Source organism: Nocardia sp. NPDC003999 (assembly GCF_053604885.1).
In genome coordinates this window covers 72,646-89,321 of the sequence record NZ_JBSGIB010000018.1, presented here as the reverse complement: position 1 = coordinate 89,321, position 16,676 = coordinate 72,646, and the positions used below count along the sequence as shown (strand labels likewise).

Sequence of the window (16,676 nt, the reverse complement as noted above, 5' to 3'; positions counted from 1 at the left end):
TAACGACTCATGCCCTTCTGATAGCCTCTGCGCCGTTTATCGTTATCGGTATGCACGTCTTGTTCGTCTGCAACGGCAACGTTTGCCGTTCGGTGATCGCCGAGCGGCTCACGCGCGCCCTCGCGGTCGAACACGATCTCCCCTACCTCACCGCCGAAAGCGCGGGAACCCGTGCGCTGGTGGGATTTCCCGTCGAGCCACTGGCCGCGCAGACCATCACCGGGCTCGGCGCCGACGCGAGCAACTTCCGGGCACGTCGCCTGAAGCCGGAGCTGGTCGACAAGGCCGACCTGGTGCTCACGATGACCGAGCAGATCCGCGACCAGGTGGTCGACCTGGCTTTCGGCGCCGGAGCGCGCACCTTCACGCTGCTGGAGGCCCATCGCATCGCGCACGTCACCGGCGCGCGCACGGTCGCCGAATTGCACCGGGCGCGCAACGATCTGTCGCTGGTCGGCCGGGAGAACATCGCCGACCCGGTCGGGCTGTCCCCCCAGGCGTTCTGCGAGGTCGGCGACCGCATCGCCGAGGCGCTGGTGCCGCTGCTGCTCGCGCTCGCCCCGCACGAGCAGCCGCGCTGGCCGCACGACGAGCGCCGTGGACTGGTGATCCGCCCCGGCGGCGCACCGGCGCCGCTGGCGACATTCCTCGCCGCCCAACGCACCCGGTGACCGCAGGCGAAAACCGCACGCGACAGCGCACGCAGCCGTCGCGTATCGAACCTGTTATCAACGGGCTGTGTTCATTTCCGCATCGGACGCACTAAACTCCCGCCGGACAACACTCTCCGCCGTTGCTGGTTCGACACAGGACAGGAATCAGACATGCCGAAACGCATTTCGGATGTTTCGCTCCATGTTTATGTGACACCGGAAACTCTCGAACGCGTCGTCGACACCGTGCGCGAGGTGGTCGACGACCATCTCACCGACCGGGACGTGTTCGCCTGGCGCTTCACCCTGCCGGTCGACGCCGACGACCCGGCCCACGCGGCTCTCGAGAGCCGCTGCCCCGCGGATCCGCCCGGCGACCGCTCGGACCGTCGCAGCACCTACGAGATCGCGCTCAGTCTGGTCGGCGCACCCGACCAGCTGACCGACGACCATATGGCCGCACTGGAACGCCAACTGCTGCAGCGCATCTCAGGGCTGGCGCGAACCGAGCCGGGATCGGATATCCCGGTCTCGATCCGCGCATCGCAACGCACCGACGTCGATCTCGACATCGATCGCGATCTCGAACTGCTGTAACTCCGGACCTCAGCGCCGCGAGGGGAAGTGGCGGATGAGTCCCTCTTGCACCGTGGTGGCCAGCAGATCGCCGCTGCGGGAGTAGAAGCGGCCGGTCGCCAGGCCACGGGAGCCCGCGGCCACCGGCGATTCGGTGCAGTACAGCGCCCACTCGTCGAAACGGAACGGGCGGTGGAACCAGATCGAATGGTTGACCGTGGCCGCGACGATGCGGTCCAGACCCCACGACAGCCCGTGGGTGGTGATGATCGAGTCCAGCACCGTGGTGTCGGACGAGTAGCCCAGCGTCGCCACATGGATCAGCGGATCGTCGGGCAGCCTGCCGTCCGCGCGCATCCACACCCGGTTGTGGTTGAGCCGCTCCCCCGTGCCCTTCAGGATCCACGCCGGATCGTTGGTGTAGCGCATGTCGATCGGATGCGGCGCCTTGACGAACATCTCCAGCTTGTCCTCCAAGCCTTCGAAGCTCTCCTCGACCCGCGGCAGTGTCTCCGGGTCCGGCACCTCCGGCTGGGCGTGCGCGTGCTCGAGTCCCCTGCCCCAGTCCTGGAACGCGGCGAGCATGACGAACAGCTCCTGGCCGTCCTGGCTGGCGGTGACCGTGCGGTTGGCGAACGCCCGGCCGTCGCGATGACGGTCCACCCGGTACTCGATCGGCTTCTTCACATCGCCGCCGCGCACGAAGTGCGCGTTGACCGCGTGCACCGGCCGGTCGCCGACCGTGCGGCCCGCGGCGATGATCGCCTGCGAGACGAGCTGACCGCCGAAGGTACGGCTCCACACCTTCTCCGGGTGCTGGCCGACGAACACGTCCTCGTCCATCTGCTCGAGATCGAGCAGGGCAAGCAGCACATCCAGGTCGGAACGCTGCGTGCCGTCCGCGACGTCGACGGGGCTGCTCAGGGAAGCACTCACTAATGGTCCTCCTCACCGATTCGGTGAACGTGGATCAGGTTGGTGGAACCGACGGTACCGGGCGGCGACCCGGCGACGATGACCACCAGGTCACCCTTCTGGTATCGGTCCATCGACAAAAGTGCTACATCCACCTGGTGGATCATCGCGTCGGTGCTGCTCACGGTCGGCACGATGAAGGTCTCGGTGCCCCAGGTGAGCGCCAGCTGGCTGCGGACCTCCGGCAGCGGCGTGAACGCCAGCAGCGGCAGCGGGGTGTGCAGGCGGGCCAGGCGGCGCACCGTGTCGCCCGACTGGGTGAACGCGACCAGCGCCTTGGCGTTGAGCCGCTCGCCGATGTCGCGGGCGGCGTAGGAGATCACGCCGCGCTTGGTGCGCGGCACGTGGGTCAGCGGCGGCACCCGGGTCGACTCGGTCTCCACCGCGTGCACGATGCGCGCCATCGTGCGCACCGTCTCGATCGGGTACTTGCCCACCGAGGTCTCGCCCGACAGCATCACCGCGTCGGCGCCGTCGAGCACCGCGTTCGCGACGTCGGAGGCCTCGGCGCGGGTGGGGCGGGAGTTCTCGATCATCGATTCCAGCATCTGCGTGGCGACGATGACCGGCTTGGCATTCTCGCGGGCCATCTGGATGGCGCGCTTCTGCACGATCGGAACCTGCTCCAGGGGCAACTCGACACCGAGATCGCCGCGCGCGACCATGACCGCGTCGAAGGCCAGGACGACGGCCTCCAGGTTGTCGATCGCCTCCGGCTTCTCCAGCTTGCCGATCACCGGCACCCGGCGGCCCACCCGGTCCATCACGTCGTGCACGAGCTCGACATCGGACGGGGACCGCACGAACGACAGCGCGATGAAGTCCACGCCGAGCTTCAGCGCGAATTCCAGGTCCTCGATGTCCTTCTCCGAGAGCGCGGGGACCGACACGTCCATGCCCGGCAGCGAGACGCCCTTGTTGTTGGAGACCGGCCCACCCTCGGTGACCCGGCAGACCACGTCGTTGCCATCGACGCGGGTGACGATGAGGCCGACCTTGCCGTCGTCGACCAGCAGGCGATCGCCGGGCTTGGCGTCCTGCGCGAGTTCCTTGTAGGTGGTGGACACGCGGTCGTGGGTCCCGTCGATGTCGTCGACGGTGATGCGGACCTCTTCACCCGTCGCCCAGACGGTCTTGCCTTCCAGAAAGCGGCCGAGGCGGATCTTGGGACCCTGCAGGTCGGCGAGAATGCCGACCGCCCGGCCGAGGTGGTCGGAGGCCTGACGCACCTTCTTGTAGTTCTCGGCATGGTCCGCGTGCTCGCCATGGCTGAAGTTCAGCCGAGCCACGTCCATGCCGCTCTCGACGAGTTCGCGGATACGGTCCTCGGTGGCAGTGGCCGGTCCGAGCGTGCACACAATCTTCGTCCGTCGCATCACGGGTAGAGCCTAGTCCCGCTCGGTGGGCAGGTCCCGCCGTGGCCATGGTGAATCCTTGGTGAAAAAAATGAACGACAGCTCCATAGCAGGTACAAACGGATATTCAGCGAGCGACATGACGGGCCAACCTCGTTTCCAGCCGGGTCTGCCCGAACCCGAGGATCAGGCAGATCACCCAGTAATACAGCGCCGCGACTCCGTAGAGCGCGAAGAAGTCGAAAGTGGGGGCGGCGGCGAGCTGGGCGACGCGCAGCAGTTCGGTCACCAGGATGGTGGAGGCCAGTGAGGTGTCCTTCACCAAGGAGATCAAGGTGTTCGACAGCGGCGGCACGGCGATGCGCGCGGCCTGCGGCAGGATGACCAGCCGCAGCATCATCGGGTACGACATGCCGAGCGCCTGCGCCGCCTCCCATTGCCCCGTGGCGACGCTCAGGATGGCGGCGCGCACCACCTCGGCCGCGTACCCGCCGACATTGAGGCTGAACGCGATCACCGCGGCGGGAAAGGGGTCGATCACGATGTCGAACTGCGGCAGCGCGTAGAACACGATGAACAGCTGCACCAGCAGCGGTGTGCCGCGAATGAGGGAGATGTAGAAGCGGGCCGCCGCCGACAACGGCCGCACCGGCGACATCCTGGCCAGCGCGACGAACAACGCGAGCGCAAGGCCGATGGCGAAGCTGATGGCGGTGAGCGGAAGGGTCTTGGTGACGGTGGCCTGCAGCATCGGCCACAGGTTGTGCCAGATGAGGTCCCGGGTGGCGGCGTCCATGAACGATGTCGGCTACTGGCTGACGTCTGTCCCGAAATACTTCTCGGAGATCTTCGCCAAGGTGCCGTCGGCGCGCAGCTGGTTCAGCGCGTTGTCCACGTCGGTGATCAGCGCGTCGCCCTTGCGCGCGGCGAACGCCTGCTTGCTCACCGATCCGGTCCGGCCCGCGATCTTCACGCTGGTGTCGCCGGTCTTCTTGGTGTATTCGGCGACGGCGAGATTGTCGTTGACGGTGGCGTCCACGCGGCCGTTCTTCAGCAGCTGGATGGCCTGCACGAAACCTTCGACGGCCTCGACCTTCGCACCCGCGTCGGTGGCGACCTTGCTCCAGTTGCTGGTGGCCGACTGCGCGCAGGTCTTACCGTTGAGATCGGCGAGGCCGGTGACGGCGTTGTTGTCGGCGCGGGTGACGATCACGCCCGCCGATGTGGTGTAGGGCGCCGACAGCGCGTACTTGACCGTGCGCTCGTCGTTCACGGTCACCTGGTTGGCCACCAGGTCGAAGCGCTTGGATTCCAGGCCCGCGAAGATGGCGTCCCACGGAGTCTGCACGAACTCGACCTTCTTGCCGAGCTTGGCACCGACCGCCTGGATCACCTCGACGTCGTAGCCGGTGAGCTTGCCGTCGGAGCCCTGAAAGCTGAACGGGGAGTAGGTGCCCTCGGTGCCGACCTTCAGCACATTCGGGTCGCTGTCACCGCACGCGCTCAGTCCGGTGGCGGCGACGATGGCGAGCATGGCGGCGGCGAACAGCTTGCGACGCACGGAAATCCTCTCTTCGGTGCGTGGACCTCCACACACGGCACGCGAGTCCGGCCATGCTACGCCCGGACCCGTGCGCGCGACAGTATCGCGATCACCACGCTCGAAAAGGTTGTGCTCATTGATTTCGCCCGAACGACCGGGAGGCGGGTATCCCCACCTCCCGGCATAGTCGATACCGCGGCGGTCAGTCGCGCAGCGGACGGCCCTGCGAATCGGGGACCTTGCCGACCAAGATCATGACGCCGTCGATGAGACCCCAGATGCCGCCGAGACCACAGGTCAGGATCGTGACCACCAGCTGGGCGATGCCGAGGCCGGTGTACCCGAGGTAGAAGCGGCCGACACCGAAACTGCCGAGGAAGATCTGCAGCAGGCCCGCGACCAGCTTCTGCTTGTCCGACAGCGGAACACCGAACGGGTCGCGGCCCCAGGGCGCCTCCGGGTCGTTCGGGTTGTAGCCCTGCAGGCCCATCGGGTACGGCGCCTGCGGGTAGCCGCCCGGGTGCTGGCCGTAGCCGCCGACGGGCTGGCCGTACTGCGCCTGCTGGTTGTAGGGGTCCGACGGCGGGCTGTACTGCGGCTGGCTCTGCTCCTCCAGCGGTTTGGTCAGATCAGGGCCGGTGCCCGGCGGGCCGTACTGCGGGCCCCCGGCGCCCGGATTCTGCTGGTAAGGGTCGGTCACTCATGTCCTCCTCATTAGTGCGGGCACCCTCTTGTCGGCCCCCGGCCTCACTGGATCGCCGAACCGCGGCTCGTCACGATCACGAGTCATTGTCACCGGGAGCGACCGGGTTGTCGCCTCCGGAGCGTTCGGCGCTACCAATGGTTATCGCGGCGGATCGCCCGATCGTTGCCGCGGAGGAGAGTCGAGGCCGCCCGTGACGGATCGGGCCGTCGCGGCGACCGGCGGCGATCAGCCCTTGTCCGACGCGGCCGTGCCGGAATTCGTTTTCGCCGAACCGTTTTCGGAGCCATCGGGATGTCCGCCCAGCTGGGCGGCGGACGTCCCGGTGTCGGCTGCGTCGGCGGTGGACCCGGCCTTCTCGAATTCGCCGGTACCCGAGGACTTCTCGGTCGGCGCCGCTGCGGCGGCACGCAGCGCGCGGCGCTGCCACGGCCAGGGCCGGGGGCTCGCGCCGGGTTGCAACTGCTCGGGCGTCTCGCGTCCCTTGGTGGCGAACACGAAGTAGGCGATCGCGGCCAGGAACACGAGGGCGGAGGTGAACGAGTTGATCCGGATGCCCGCGATCTTCGTCGCCTCGTCGGCGCGCATCAGTTCGACGAAGAACCGTCCGAAGCAGTAGCCGGCGACGTACAGGGCGAACAGGCGTCCGTGACCGATCCGGAAACGTCGGTCCACGTACACCAGCAGCACGACGACCAGCAGGTTCCACAGCAGCTCGTACAGGAAGGTGGGGTGCACGATCTTTTCGACCACGCCGGTGGAGGCGCCGTTCATCATGTCGAGCTGACCGTCGTCGCCCACCCGCCGGTAGATCTCCAGGCCCCACGGCAGGTCGGTCTCGCGCCCGTAGAGCTCTTGGTTGAAGTAGTTGCCGAGCCTGCCGATGGCCTGCGCCAGCAGGATCGGCGGCGCGACCGCGTCACCCAGAGCGGGCAACGGGATCTTGTATACCCGGCAGCCGATCCACGCTCCGATGCCGCCCAGCAGCACCGCACCCCAGATGCCGAGCCCGCCTTGGTAGATCTTCAGCGCGTCGACCGGGTGCCCGCCCGCGCCGAAGTATTTCTGCCAGTCGGTGGCCACGTGGTAGAGCCTGCCGCCGACCAGGCCGAACGGCACCGCGAACATCGCGACGTCCAGGATCGCGCCGGGCTGGCCGCCGCGAGCGCGCCAGCGCCGTTCGCCCCACCAGATCGCGACGATGATGCCGAGGATGATGCACAGGGCATACGCCCGCAGCGGAAACGGACCGAGCTGCCAGACGCCGCGCGCGGGGCTGGGGAGGTAGGCCAGCACGGCGCCGCTGACGCCGCCGTCGGCCAGGACACTGTCTGCGAGGACTCGTAACGTCACGGGGCCACCGTAGCGGAGATGCTCGACCGTCCCGCCACCACCGCACCGCCCTCGCCGCGTCGGGGTTCGCCGAAGACGCCCAGAGCAGGCCCGTGCCGAGCCCGATCATGGCGATTCGGCGGCTACCGGGTCCGGAGTCCGGGAGTCGGAGCCCGTCGGACGCGCTTCGGAACCGTGCGCTGCGCTGGACTCCGACCGGTTGCTAGGACGCGACGGTCGCCGACCGCACGCCTTCGGCCAGCTCCGCGGTGAGTGCTCGCACCGCGTCCAGCCCTCGGCCCGCCGCGCTCACCAGCGCCGAGCCGACGATGACGCCGTCGGAGTAGGACGCGATCTCGGCGGCCTGCTCGCCCGAGCGGACGCCGAGGCCGACGCCGATCGGGATGTCGGAGTGGGCCCGGATCCGCGCGCACAGGGCGGGTGCGGCCGAGGACACCACGTCCCGCGCGCCGGTCACGCCCATGGTCGAGGCCGCGTAGACGAAGCCGCGACTGGCCTCGAGCGTCTTCACCAGGCGTTCCTCGGTGGACGACGGCGCGACCAGGAAGATGCGGTCCAGGTTGTGCGTGGACGAGGCGATGAACCAGTCGTCGGCCTCTTCCGGAATCAGGTTCGGGGTGATGATGCCCGCGCCGCCCGCGGCGGCCAGATCCCGCGCGAAGCGATCCACGCCGTACTGGAGCACGGGATTCCAGTAGCTCATCACGACGGCCTTGCCCCCGGCTTCGGTGATCGCCTCGACCACCGCGAACACGTCGCGTACCCGCACACCGCCGCGCAGCGCCTGTTCGGCGGCGGCCTGGATGGTCGGGCCGTCCATCACGGGATCGGAGTAGGCTACGCCGACCTCGATGATGTCGCATCCGGCTTCGACCATCGCGCGCACGACCTCGATCGAACCGGCCAGGTCGGGGTAGCCCGCGGGCAGGTAGCCGATCAGTGCCGCGCGGCCCTCGGCTCGGCAGGCGGCGAAGGTGTTCGCCAAGCGGGACTGCTGGCTCACCGGCCCTCCTCCTTCGGCTCGTCGAACAGCCCGAACCACCGCGCTGCCGTGTCCATGTCCTTGTCGCCCCGGCCGGAGAGGTTTACCAGGATGATCGCGCCCTCGCCGAGTTCCTTGCCCAGTTGCAGGGCGCCTGCCACCGCGTGCGCCGACTCGATCGCGGGGATGATGCCCTCCTTGCGACTGAGCAGCAGCAGGGCGTCCATCGCCTCGGTGTCGGTGATCGGCCGGTATTCGGCGCGGCCGACGTCCTTGAGGTAGGCGTGCTCGGGTCCGACGCCCGGATAGTCCAGGCCCGCCGAGATCGAATGCGACTCGATGGTCTGGCCGTCCTCGTCCTGCAGCAGGTACGAGTAGGCGCCCTGGAACGCTCCCGGCGTCCCGCCGGTGAATGTGGCCGCGTGCCTGCCGGTGTCGACGCCGTCACCGGCCGCTTCGTAACCGATCAGCCGGACGTCGGGGTCGTCGAGGAACGCGTGGAAGATGCCGATGGCGTTGGATCCGCCGCCGACGCAGGCGACGACCGCGTCGGGCAACCGGCCGGTGGTGGCTTGCACCTGGGCGCGGGCCTCCAGGCCGATGATGCGCTGGAAATCGCGCACCAGCATCGGGAACGGGTGCGGGCCCGCGGCGGTGCCGAAGCAGTAGTAGGTGTCGTCGGCGTTGGTCACCCAGTCGCGCAGCGCCTCGTTGATGGCGTCCTTGAGCGTCTGCGAACCGGAGGTCACCGAGATCACCTCGGCGCCGAGCAGGCGCATCCTGGCCACGTTGAGCGCCTGGCGCGCGGTGTCGACCGCGCCCATGTAGACGACGCAGTCCAGGCCCAGCAGCGCGCAGGCGGTCGCCGTGGCGACGCCGTGCTGGCCCGCGCCGGTCTCCGCGATCACCCTGGTCTTGCCCATCCGCTTGGCGAGCAGCGCCTGGCCGAGCACATTGTTGATCTTGTGCGAGCCGGTGTGGTTGAGGTCTTCGCGCTTGAGCAGGATGCGGGCGCCGCCCGCCTGCTCGGACAGCCGCTTGCACTCGAACACCGGCGACGGGCGGCCGGTGTAGTCGCGCTGCAGCCGATCGAGTTCGTTGAGGAAGGAGTCGTCGAGCCGGGACTTCTCGTACTCGGCGGTGACCTCCTCGATGACGGCCATCAGCGCTTCCGGCACGTGCCTGCCGCCGTAGACGCCGAAGTGCCCGCCCACGTCGGGCTCGTGGCCGCTGCGCTGGGCGACGCCGTCGCTGGCCTGAGGTACCGCCGCCACGCCGGTCACCGACCCCGCCGTGCCGGCTTCGGGCAGGACGGGTGGGTGCCCGCGGTCACCAGCTCGGAGACCGCCGCGCGGGGGTCGCCACTGGTCACCAGCCCCTCGCCGACGAGCACGGCGTCCGCGCCCGCGCCCGCGTAGGCCAGCAGGTCGGCGGTGCCGCGGATGCCGGACTCGGCGATCCGGATGACCTCGGTGGGCAATCCGGGCGCGATCCGCGCGAACACGTCGCGGTCGACCTCGAGTGTCTTGAGGTTGCGGGCGTTGACGCCGATCACCGACGCGCCCGCCTCCAGCGCGCGGTCGGCCTCCTCCTCGGTGTGCACCTCGACCAGCGCGGTCATGCCAAGCGACTCGGTGCGGTCGATCAGGGAGGACAGCACGTCCTGTTCCAGCGCCGCGACGATCAGCAGGATGACGTCCGCGCCGTGCGCGCGCGCCTCGTGGATCTGGTACGGGCCGACGACGAAGTCCTTGCGCAGGATCGGGATGCTCACCGTGGCGCGGACCGCGTCCAGGTCGTCCAGCGACCCGTTGAAGCGGCGGCCCTCGGTGAGCACGCTGATGATCCGCGCGCCACCGTCCTCGTAGGCCTTGGCCAGACTCGCCGGGTCCGGGATGTCCGCCAGCTCGCCCTTGGACGGACTTGCTCGCTTGACCTCGGCGATCACGCCGATGCCGTCCTCGAGCAGCGCCGCGCGGGCGTCCAGCGGCGCGGGAGCCGCCGCGGCGGCCGCCTTGACCGCCTGGAAGTCCAGCAGGGCTTCCCGAGCGGCCACATCCGCGCGGACCCCGTCGAGAATCGAGTCGAGTACCGTCATCTGGCTCGAATCCTTTCTGGGGAGACGGACTTGCTACCTGAGAATCCCCCCAGGCGCTGTCTCACCGATGCTGTCAAAGAATAAATGGACCTACCGGGCGCGTTCGCGCCGGGGCTGGGGTTGAACCATGCGGAAGGGCTCCGCGCAAGGTGGCACCCGCCACACCCGCCGCGCGGAGACAGCTCAGCGGCCACGTCGGCCCGCCTCGCCCGGGTCGGAATCTTCTGGGGACGCCTGCCCGGCCTGCGGTTCGTCGGTCGGGTCGGTGCCCGCGTCCAGCGCGTCCCACAGCACGCGCTCGGACAGCTGAGGTGCCGACCGGTCGTCCGGAGACTGCGCGCGCCGCTGCGTGACCTCGGCCGTGGCGGCGGCGCGCCGGAAGACCGGGTTGTCGTACTTGCCGGACAGCCGCGCCGTCTCGGCGGGCATGCGGGCCAGCAGGGCGCCAGCGCCGAACGCGGCGATCGCGCCGAGCAGCGCGAGCACGGCGGGGAACGCCGAGGTGGTCGCCGTCTCGACCTGCGCGCGCGCCGGGAGCTCCGCGAGCTTCGCGGCCCGCTCGGCGGTCTTGCCGGAATCGGTCAGCAACGCGAACGCGGGTACCGCGGCCGCCGCGGCGACCAACGCGATCAGCACGCCGACCACGCGACGCAACCAGCCCTTGGTGGCCAGCACGGCCGCGATCGAGGCGAGCAGGACCAGCGCCAGCGGTGTCAGCGCGCCGAACCACACGCCGCCGTTCAGATGATCGGTGCGGGGCTGGGTCAGACCGTCCGACGAGGTGACCGTCACCCAGGTCATCCGGGACGACGCCCACAGCGCGGCGGCGGCGAGGGCGAGCAACGCCACTGGAGCGACGGGGTAGTTGCGGCGCGAATGGCCTTCCGCGCTCGCCGATCCGGCCGAGCCGTCGGCCGCTGGAACGGCTTGTGGCCCCGCGGTGTCCGGCGTCGGTTCTCGCCCTCGGTCCGGTTCGTCTCCGGGATGGGCAGCCGTCATCGCGTGCCGCCGTCCGCCGCGCCGGGTTCCGTGCCGTAGGCCCGCACCGTTCCGGCCGCCGCGATCGCCTTGAGCACCGCCATCGCCTTGTTGCGGGACTCCACGTCCTCGTACTCCGGGTCCGAGTCCGCGACGATGCCCGCGCCCGCCTGCACGTAGGCCGTGCCGTCCTTCAGCAGCGCGGTGCGGATGGCGATGGCGGTGTCGGCGTCACCGGCGAAGTCCAGGTACCCGACGACGCCGCCGTAGACGCCGCGCCGGGTCGGCTCGAGTTCCTCGATCAGTTCCATCGCGCGCACCTTGGGAGCGCCGGACAGGGTGCCCGCCGGGAAGCACGCCCGCACCGCGTCCAGCGCGATCCGTCCGGGCGCCAACCGGCCCGACACCGTCGACACGAGGTGCATGACATGGCTGTAGCGCTCGATGTGCCGGTACTCGGTGACCCGCACGGTGCCCGGCTCGCACACCCGGCCCAGGTCGTTGCGGCCGAGGTCGACGAGCATGAGGTGCTCGGCGTTCTCCTTCTCGTCGGCGAGCAGGCCCTTCTCCAGCAGCAGGTCCTCCTCCTCGGTGACGCCGCGCCAGCGGGTGCCCGCGATCGGATGTGTCGTCGCCACACCGTCTTTCACGGTCACCAGCGATTCCGGACTGGAGCCGACGATGGAGAACGCGGTGCCGCCAGCGCCGTCGGGGATGTGCAGCAGGTACATGTAGGGGCTCGGATTCGACGCGCGCAGCATCCGGTACAGATCGATCGGCGCACCGTCGTAATCCATCTCGAAACGCTGGGACAGCACCACCTGGAACGCTTCGCCCGCCTCGATCTCCTTGACCAGGCGGCGCACGCCCGCGCCGAACTCCTCGGTGGTGCGCTTGCGCCGGTATCGCGGCTCGGGCCGGTCGAACACCGACACGGTCGAGTCGGCGGGCGCGCCGAGCGCGGCGGTCATCCGGTCCAGGCGGGCCACCGCGTCGTCGTAGGCCTCGTCGACGCGCTCGGCGGTGCCGTTCCAGTTCACCGCGTTGGCGATCAGCGTGATCGCGCCCTCGTGGTGGTCGAACGCGGCCAGGTCGGTGGCGAGCAGCAGCACCATCTCCGGCAGTCGCAGATCGTCCAGCGCCAGGGCGGGCAGCCGCTCGATCCGGCGCACCGCGTCGTAGCCGAGGTAGCCGACCATGCCGCCGGTCAGCGGCGGCAGCCCGGGCAGCCGCTCGGTGCGCAGCAGCTCCAGCGTCTCGCGCAACGCGACCAGCGGATCGCCGCCGGAGGGCGCGTCGGCCGGGACATTGCCCAGCCAGGCCGCCTCGCCGTCCACGACGGTCAGCGCCGAGGGGCTGCCCGCGCCGATGAACGACCAGCGCGACCACGACCGGCCGTTCTCCGCGGACTCGAACAGGAAGGTGCCCGCCCGGTCGGCCGCGAGTTTGCGGTAGGCCGACAGCGGAGTCTCCGAGTCCGCCAGTACCTTTCGGGTGACCGGGACCACCCGGTGCTCCGCGGCCAGCTGATGGAACTGCTCGCGGGTCGTGGTGGTGGGAGTGGACGCGCCTGCCATGTACTCATCATCCCAGGCCGGACCGACCGGCGATTGAGCGGTGCCGCCGACGCGGCGACCCGGCGCGACAAACCCGACAAATCAGGTCGACCGTCCGGTTCTCACGCGGTCGCCGAAGGTGTGGCGAGGCTCACTACACTCGCGGCGTTCCACGTCGCATGCGGTATCCATCTCGAGAGGAGACAACTGATGTACCCCTCGCAATCGGTAGCGCCCGAGGGTTCTCGGCACATCCCGAACCACAGCGTCCCGCGCCCGCACGCCCCGCGCACCGGGGGCACGAGTCATCCGGCCTACCAGCAAAGCGCCCCGGCCAACGCGCTCGCGTCCTTCGTCACCTACGTCAAAGCACTGGAGTCCCTCGACAAGAACCGCTTCCCCGACGAATACGCCGTCCACAGCGACCGCATCAAAGAGCTGAGGCCGTTCCTGCGGGCCCACGGCATCCTCGATGTGATGGCGATCAAGAACCCTGAGGTGGCGGCGCTCATCGGCGCGTAGCCGCCCTGCCCCTCGGCTCGTGCCCGATGACCGGCGCCGCGATCGGATCGCGGACAGCGCACGGCGGGCACGAGCACCAGGTCCGGCGCGCACGAAATACCCGATTCGACCGACCGCGCGGTAGTGTTCCCGGGTATGCAGCAAGGACAGCTCGCCCCTGATTTCGAGCTTCCCGATCAATCCGGCACTCGCCGCTCGCTCGACGCGCTGCTGGCGGACGGCCCTCTGGTCCTCTTCTTCTATCCCGCGGCGAACACGCCCGTCTGCACGGCCGAGGCCTGTCACTTCCGCGACCTCTCCGCCGAATTCGCCGCACTCGGCGCCACCTGTGTCGGCATCAGCGCCGACAACGTGGACACCCAGGCCGGGTTCGCCGAGAAACAGCGCCTCGGCTACCCGTTGCTCTCCGACGCCGACGGCGCCGTCGCCGCGAGGTTCGGCGTCAAGCGCGGGCTGCTCGGCAAACTCGCACCGGTGAAGCGGCAAACGTTCGTCATCGACACCGACCGCACCATCCGCAAGATCATCACCGGCGAGCTGCGCGCCGCCGTCCACGCCGACGAAGCGCTGAACTACCTGCGCAACCGGTAGACGAGCGCTGCCGGGCAGTCCGTATCAGCCCTTCGCATGGCCGCAGCCAAGGCCGGAGGTACGTAAAGAGCGCGCGCCGTGACCGCTTCCCGATGACGGCGCGGCCTAGGCTGGACGCATGACTTCGACCGACGTGCAGCCGGGCGAGCGCAAACCCGCGGCAGCCGTCTGGCGCACGCGGATCATCGTCGGCGCGGCGATTCTCGCGGTGCTGGTCGTCTCGTACTTCGTCCTGTCCGCGTTCGTCCCGCGCTGGTGGGCGCAGCGGGTCGGGTCGATGGTGCACGGAAGCTTCGCCAAGGGCATCGGCTGGGGGCTGTTCTACGGCGGATTCTGTACCGTCGTCACGCTTTTCCTGCTGCTGTTCGCCGTGCTGGTGTGGCGGCGTAAGGCAGGCAGGTTCCTGGCCGGAGCGGCCGCGGTGGTCGCGATCCTGTGCGCCATCCCCAACCTGATGACGCTGACCATCGTGCTGGGCAACAGCAGTGCCGCCCACGCGGGTCAGCGGATCTTGGATGTCGACGCGCCCGCCTTCCGTGGCGCCGCGCTCACCGGCGCCGTCATCGCGACGCTGTTGTTCCTCGTCGCCGTGGCGCTGTTGCTGCTGCGCAGGTGGCGGCGCACCCACCCGGCGAAACCGAAGGCCGAGGACACGCCGCCGCGCCACGTGTGAGTGAACTCACGTCATGCGGCATCTTTATGACGGTCGAGCGAAGTCGTGGCAAACTCAATGTCGCGGGTGACTGTGCACAAGATTTTCGACAATCACTAGGACAACGAACAAAACCACGTCACTTGGCTTGAAAGAAGGCACACAGTGACGAAGTGGCTCGACCCGGTCGAACAACGCGCGTGGCGTGCGATCGTGGCGCTGATGACGCGGCTGCCAGGAGCCTTGGACACCCAGCTGCAGCGCGAGTCCGGCGTGACGCATTTCGAGTACTGGGTACTGACGCTGTTGTCGGAGGAACCGGGCCATCGCCTGCAGATGAGTGAGCTTGCCCACAAGGCAAATGCATCGCTATCGCGATTGTCGCATGTGGTGTCCAAATTGGAGCGCATGGGCTGGGCACAGCGTTCGGCGACGGCGGGGCGGCGCGGCGTGCACGCGGTACTCACCGACGACGGGTACCTGAAGGTCGTCGAGGCCGCACCCGGATATCTGGAAGCCGTGCGGCACTTGGTGTTCGACGGCTTGGACGAGGCGCAGAAGGCGCAGGTCGCCGAACTCGGCGAACTGCTGGTCGAGCGGCTGGCCGACGCACTCGACCGGCTCGGCGAACTCACGCCCGCGAGCCGGGACGACCAGCAACCGAACGGCTCCTGAACGTACCTCCGCCTTCACTGCGGCCATGCGCGGGCTGAGAACGAACGATGTCCGACAGCGCCCATTCGGGGCATCCCCGGTTCAGGATCGCGCGGCCAGGAGCACGTCCGAGTCGAAGCAGGTGTGCGTGCCGGTGTGGCAGGCCGCGCCTTCTTGGTCGACGATCAGCAGGATCGTGTCGCCGTCGCAGTCGAGTCGTACTTCGTGCACGTACTGGGTGTGGCCGGAAGTCTCCCCCTTGACCCAGTACTGCCGACGGGAACGCGAATAGTACGTGGCCTTACGGGTTTCCAGCGTGCGCGCCAGCGCCTCGTCGTCCATCCACGCGACCATCAGCACGTCACCGGTGGCGCGTTCCTGCGCGACGGCCGAAACCAATCCGGCGTCGTTGCGCTTGAGACGGGCGGCGATGGCGGGGTCGAGACTCATAGCACCGTTATAACAAGGGCGCCCGCGACCGAGCGCGCCGGGAGTGCACGATCAGCCCACCCGGGAGCGCTGGAGTTCGCCGAGCACCGCCCAGGTGCGCCGCTGGTCCTCCGGGGTGGTCAGATCGGTCTGCGAGAACACGACCTCCGTCGCGCCCGCCGCGAAGTACTCCGCGACGCGGGCCGCGATCAGGTCCTCGTCGCCGATCACCACGAGTTCCGCCGCCCGCGAGGCACCGGACAGCTCGATCACCCGCGCATAGGAGGGGATGTCGTCGTAGAACGTCGTCTGGGCCGCGGCGGCCGCACGGGCGGCATCGAGGTCGGCGGTGATCACGCCGGGCACCAGGACGGTGATCCGGGGTGCGGGCCGCCCGGCCCGCTCGGCCGCGGCGGTGAGCGGTGCGACGATGTGCTCGGCCAGCGCCTTCGGGCCGACCAGGAAGGGCAGGGTGCCGTCGGCCAGCTCACCCGTGACGCGCAGGGCCTGCGGGCCCATGGCGGCCGCCAGGATCGGCACCGGCGGCTGTGCGCCGGCCACCGCGGCGGGCAGCGGCGTGGCGGCGGTGAGCGTCTCGCCGTGGAAATCCACCGTGCCGGTGTGCAACACGGTGCGCAGCGCGGTGAGGAACTCGCGCAGCCGGGTGATCGGCCGGTCGAAGGATCCGCCGAAGACCGGGTCGGCGAGGAATTTCGCGCCCAGGCCGAGCCCGAGGGTGAACCGGCCGCCGGTGGCCGCCTGCGCGGTCTGCGCCTGGCTGGAGATCAGCAGCGGATGACGCGCCGTGATCGGCACCGCGGACGTGCCGACCGTGAGTCCCGGCACGGCGCGGCCGACGATCCCGGCCAGCGCGATGGCGTCGTAGCTGAGCGTCTGGCCGAACCACACGGACGACACTCCGGCGGCGAGCGCCGACTCACCCAGCGACACCGCCGTGTCCACGGCGTTGCCGGGGGCGTCGAGGGCGAACGGCGACAGCGCGATTCCGATGGTCATGCCCGATGCAACCGCGCCGCTTCGACCCGCCTTCCTGGT

General features: G+C 69.3%; 19 protein-coding genes. 6 read left to right on the top strand and 13 right to left on the bottom strand.

The window, feature by feature from the left end; all coding sequences use genetic code 11:
• Positions 1–50 precede the first annotated feature (50 nt).
• Together ACWESM_RS28140 and ACWESM_RS28135 are read left to right on the top strand one after the other, a co-directional pair.
• Positions 51–671 carry an arsenate reductase/protein-tyrosine-phosphatase family protein gene (locus ACWESM_RS28140; RefSeq protein ID WP_355078252.1) on the top strand — a complete coding sequence of 207 codons (621 nt, stop codon included), beginning with the start codon at positions 51–53 and terminating at the stop codon, positions 669–671.
• A gap of 192 nt (positions 672–863) precedes the next feature.
• Entirely contained in the window at positions 864–1,250 is a 387-nt protein-coding gene (locus ACWESM_RS28135) for a hypothetical protein (protein WP_364430437.1), read from the top strand.
• Between the two features lie 9 nt (positions 1,251–1,259).
• Here the strand turns inward: ACWESM_RS28135 and ACWESM_RS28130 are convergent, their stop codons facing one another.
• The 11 genes from ACWESM_RS28130 to ACWESM_RS28080 all read right to left on the bottom strand — a co-directional run bounded on the left by ACWESM_RS28130 (position 1,260) and on the right by ACWESM_RS28080 (position 12,793).
• Positions 1,260–2,072, bottom strand: coding sequence for an acyl-CoA thioesterase (locus ACWESM_RS28130; RefSeq protein ID WP_355078346.1), 813 nt, complete (start codon positions 2,070–2,072; stop codon positions 1,260–1,262).
• 92 nt (positions 2,073–2,164) lie between these two features.
• A complete protein-coding gene (gene pyk / locus ACWESM_RS28125; RefSeq protein WP_355078254.1) occupies positions 2,165–3,583 on the bottom strand; it encodes a pyruvate kinase in 1,419 nt (472 codons plus the stop codon).
• 103 nt (positions 3,584–3,686) lie between these two features.
• On the bottom strand, positions 3,687–4,355 hold the full coding sequence (locus ACWESM_RS28120) for an amino acid ABC transporter permease (protein WP_355078255.1): 669 nt from the start codon (positions 4,353–4,355) through the stop codon (positions 3,687–3,689).
• A 12-nt stretch (positions 4,356–4,367) separates the two neighbouring features.
• Positions 4,368–5,120, bottom strand: coding sequence for an amino acid ABC transporter substrate-binding protein (locus ACWESM_RS28115; RefSeq protein ID WP_452494278.1), 753 nt, complete (start codon positions 5,118–5,120; stop codon positions 4,368–4,370).
• 184 nt (positions 5,121–5,304) lie between these two features.
• The gene (locus ACWESM_RS28110) at positions 5,305–5,802 is read right to left on the bottom strand and encodes an NINE protein (RefSeq protein WP_452494276.1); all 498 of its coding nucleotides are present in this window, start codon (positions 5,800–5,802) and stop codon (positions 5,305–5,307) included.
• Between the two features lie 231 nt (positions 5,803–6,033).
• The gene (gene lgt / locus ACWESM_RS28105) at positions 6,034–7,158 is read right to left on the bottom strand and encodes a prolipoprotein diacylglyceryl transferase (RefSeq protein WP_452494274.1); all 1,125 of its coding nucleotides are present in this window, start codon (positions 7,156–7,158) and stop codon (positions 6,034–6,036) included.
• Positions 7,159–7,360: 202 nt separating this feature from the next.
• A complete protein-coding gene (gene trpA / locus ACWESM_RS28100; protein WP_452494272.1) occupies positions 7,361–8,161 on the bottom strand; it encodes a tryptophan synthase subunit alpha in 801 nt (266 codons plus the stop codon).
• Positions 8,158–9,423, bottom strand: a complete 1,266-nt coding sequence (gene trpB / locus ACWESM_RS28095) for a tryptophan synthase subunit beta (protein WP_356967806.1) — start codon at positions 9,421–9,423, stop codon at positions 8,158–8,160. Before trpB ends, trpA begins: the two co-directional genes overlap by 4 nt.
• Positions 9,420–10,238: an indole-3-glycerol phosphate synthase TrpC gene (gene trpC / locus ACWESM_RS28090; RefSeq protein WP_039797261.1), complete on the bottom strand. Its 819-nt coding sequence runs from the start codon at positions 10,236–10,238 to the stop codon at positions 9,420–9,422. Before trpC ends, trpB begins: the two co-directional genes overlap by 4 nt.
• Before the next feature lie 183 nt (positions 10,239–10,421).
• Complete coding sequence (locus tag ACWESM_RS28085; RefSeq protein ID WP_452494269.1) at positions 10,422–11,237, bottom strand: TIGR02234 family membrane protein; 816 nt, start codon at positions 11,235–11,237, stop codon at positions 10,422–10,424.
• On the bottom strand, positions 11,234–12,793 hold the full coding sequence (locus ACWESM_RS28080; RefSeq protein WP_452494267.1) for an anthranilate synthase component I: 1,560 nt from the start codon (positions 12,791–12,793) through the stop codon (positions 11,234–11,236). The genes ACWESM_RS28085 and ACWESM_RS28080 overlap by 4 nt, the downstream gene beginning before the upstream one ends.
• A 189-nt stretch (positions 12,794–12,982) precedes the next feature.
• Here ACWESM_RS28080 and ACWESM_RS28075 point away from each other — a divergent pair, with 189 nt between their 5' ends.
• The 4 genes from ACWESM_RS28075 to ACWESM_RS28060 all read left to right on the top strand — a co-directional run bounded on the left by ACWESM_RS28075 (position 12,983) and on the right by ACWESM_RS28060 (position 15,212).
• Positions 12,983–13,294 carry a hypothetical protein gene (locus tag ACWESM_RS28075; RefSeq protein ID WP_355078262.1) on the top strand — a complete coding sequence of 104 codons (312 nt, stop codon included), beginning with the start codon at positions 12,983–12,985 and terminating at the stop codon, positions 13,292–13,294.
• Between the two features lie 135 nt (positions 13,295–13,429).
• Entirely contained in the window at positions 13,430–13,885 is a 456-nt protein-coding gene (locus ACWESM_RS28070) for a peroxiredoxin (RefSeq protein ID WP_452494265.1), read from the top strand.
• 118 nt (positions 13,886–14,003) lie between these two features.
• Positions 14,004–14,558: a permease gene (locus tag ACWESM_RS28065; protein ID WP_356967798.1), complete on the top strand. Its 555-nt coding sequence runs from the start codon at positions 14,004–14,006 to the stop codon at positions 14,556–14,558.
• A gap of 201 nt (positions 14,559–14,759) precedes the next feature.
• Complete coding sequence (locus ACWESM_RS28060; protein ID WP_452494323.1) at positions 14,760–15,212, top strand: MarR family winged helix-turn-helix transcriptional regulator; 453 nt, start codon at positions 14,760–14,762, stop codon at positions 15,210–15,212.
• An 81-nt stretch (positions 15,213–15,293) separates the two neighbouring features.
• Here ACWESM_RS28060 and hisI read toward each other — a convergent pair whose 3' ends face one another.
• Positions 15,294–15,641 carry a phosphoribosyl-AMP cyclohydrolase gene (hisI, locus tag ACWESM_RS28055; RefSeq protein ID WP_195082714.1) on the bottom strand — a complete coding sequence of 116 codons (348 nt, stop codon included), beginning with the start codon at positions 15,639–15,641 and terminating at the stop codon, positions 15,294–15,296.
• A gap of 51 nt (positions 15,642–15,692) precedes the next feature.
• Positions 15,693–16,637, bottom strand: coding sequence for a TIGR03564 family F420-dependent LLM class oxidoreductase (locus ACWESM_RS28050; protein ID WP_397279426.1), 945 nt, complete (start codon positions 16,635–16,637; stop codon positions 15,693–15,695).
• Positions 16,638–16,676 lie beyond the last annotated feature (39 nt).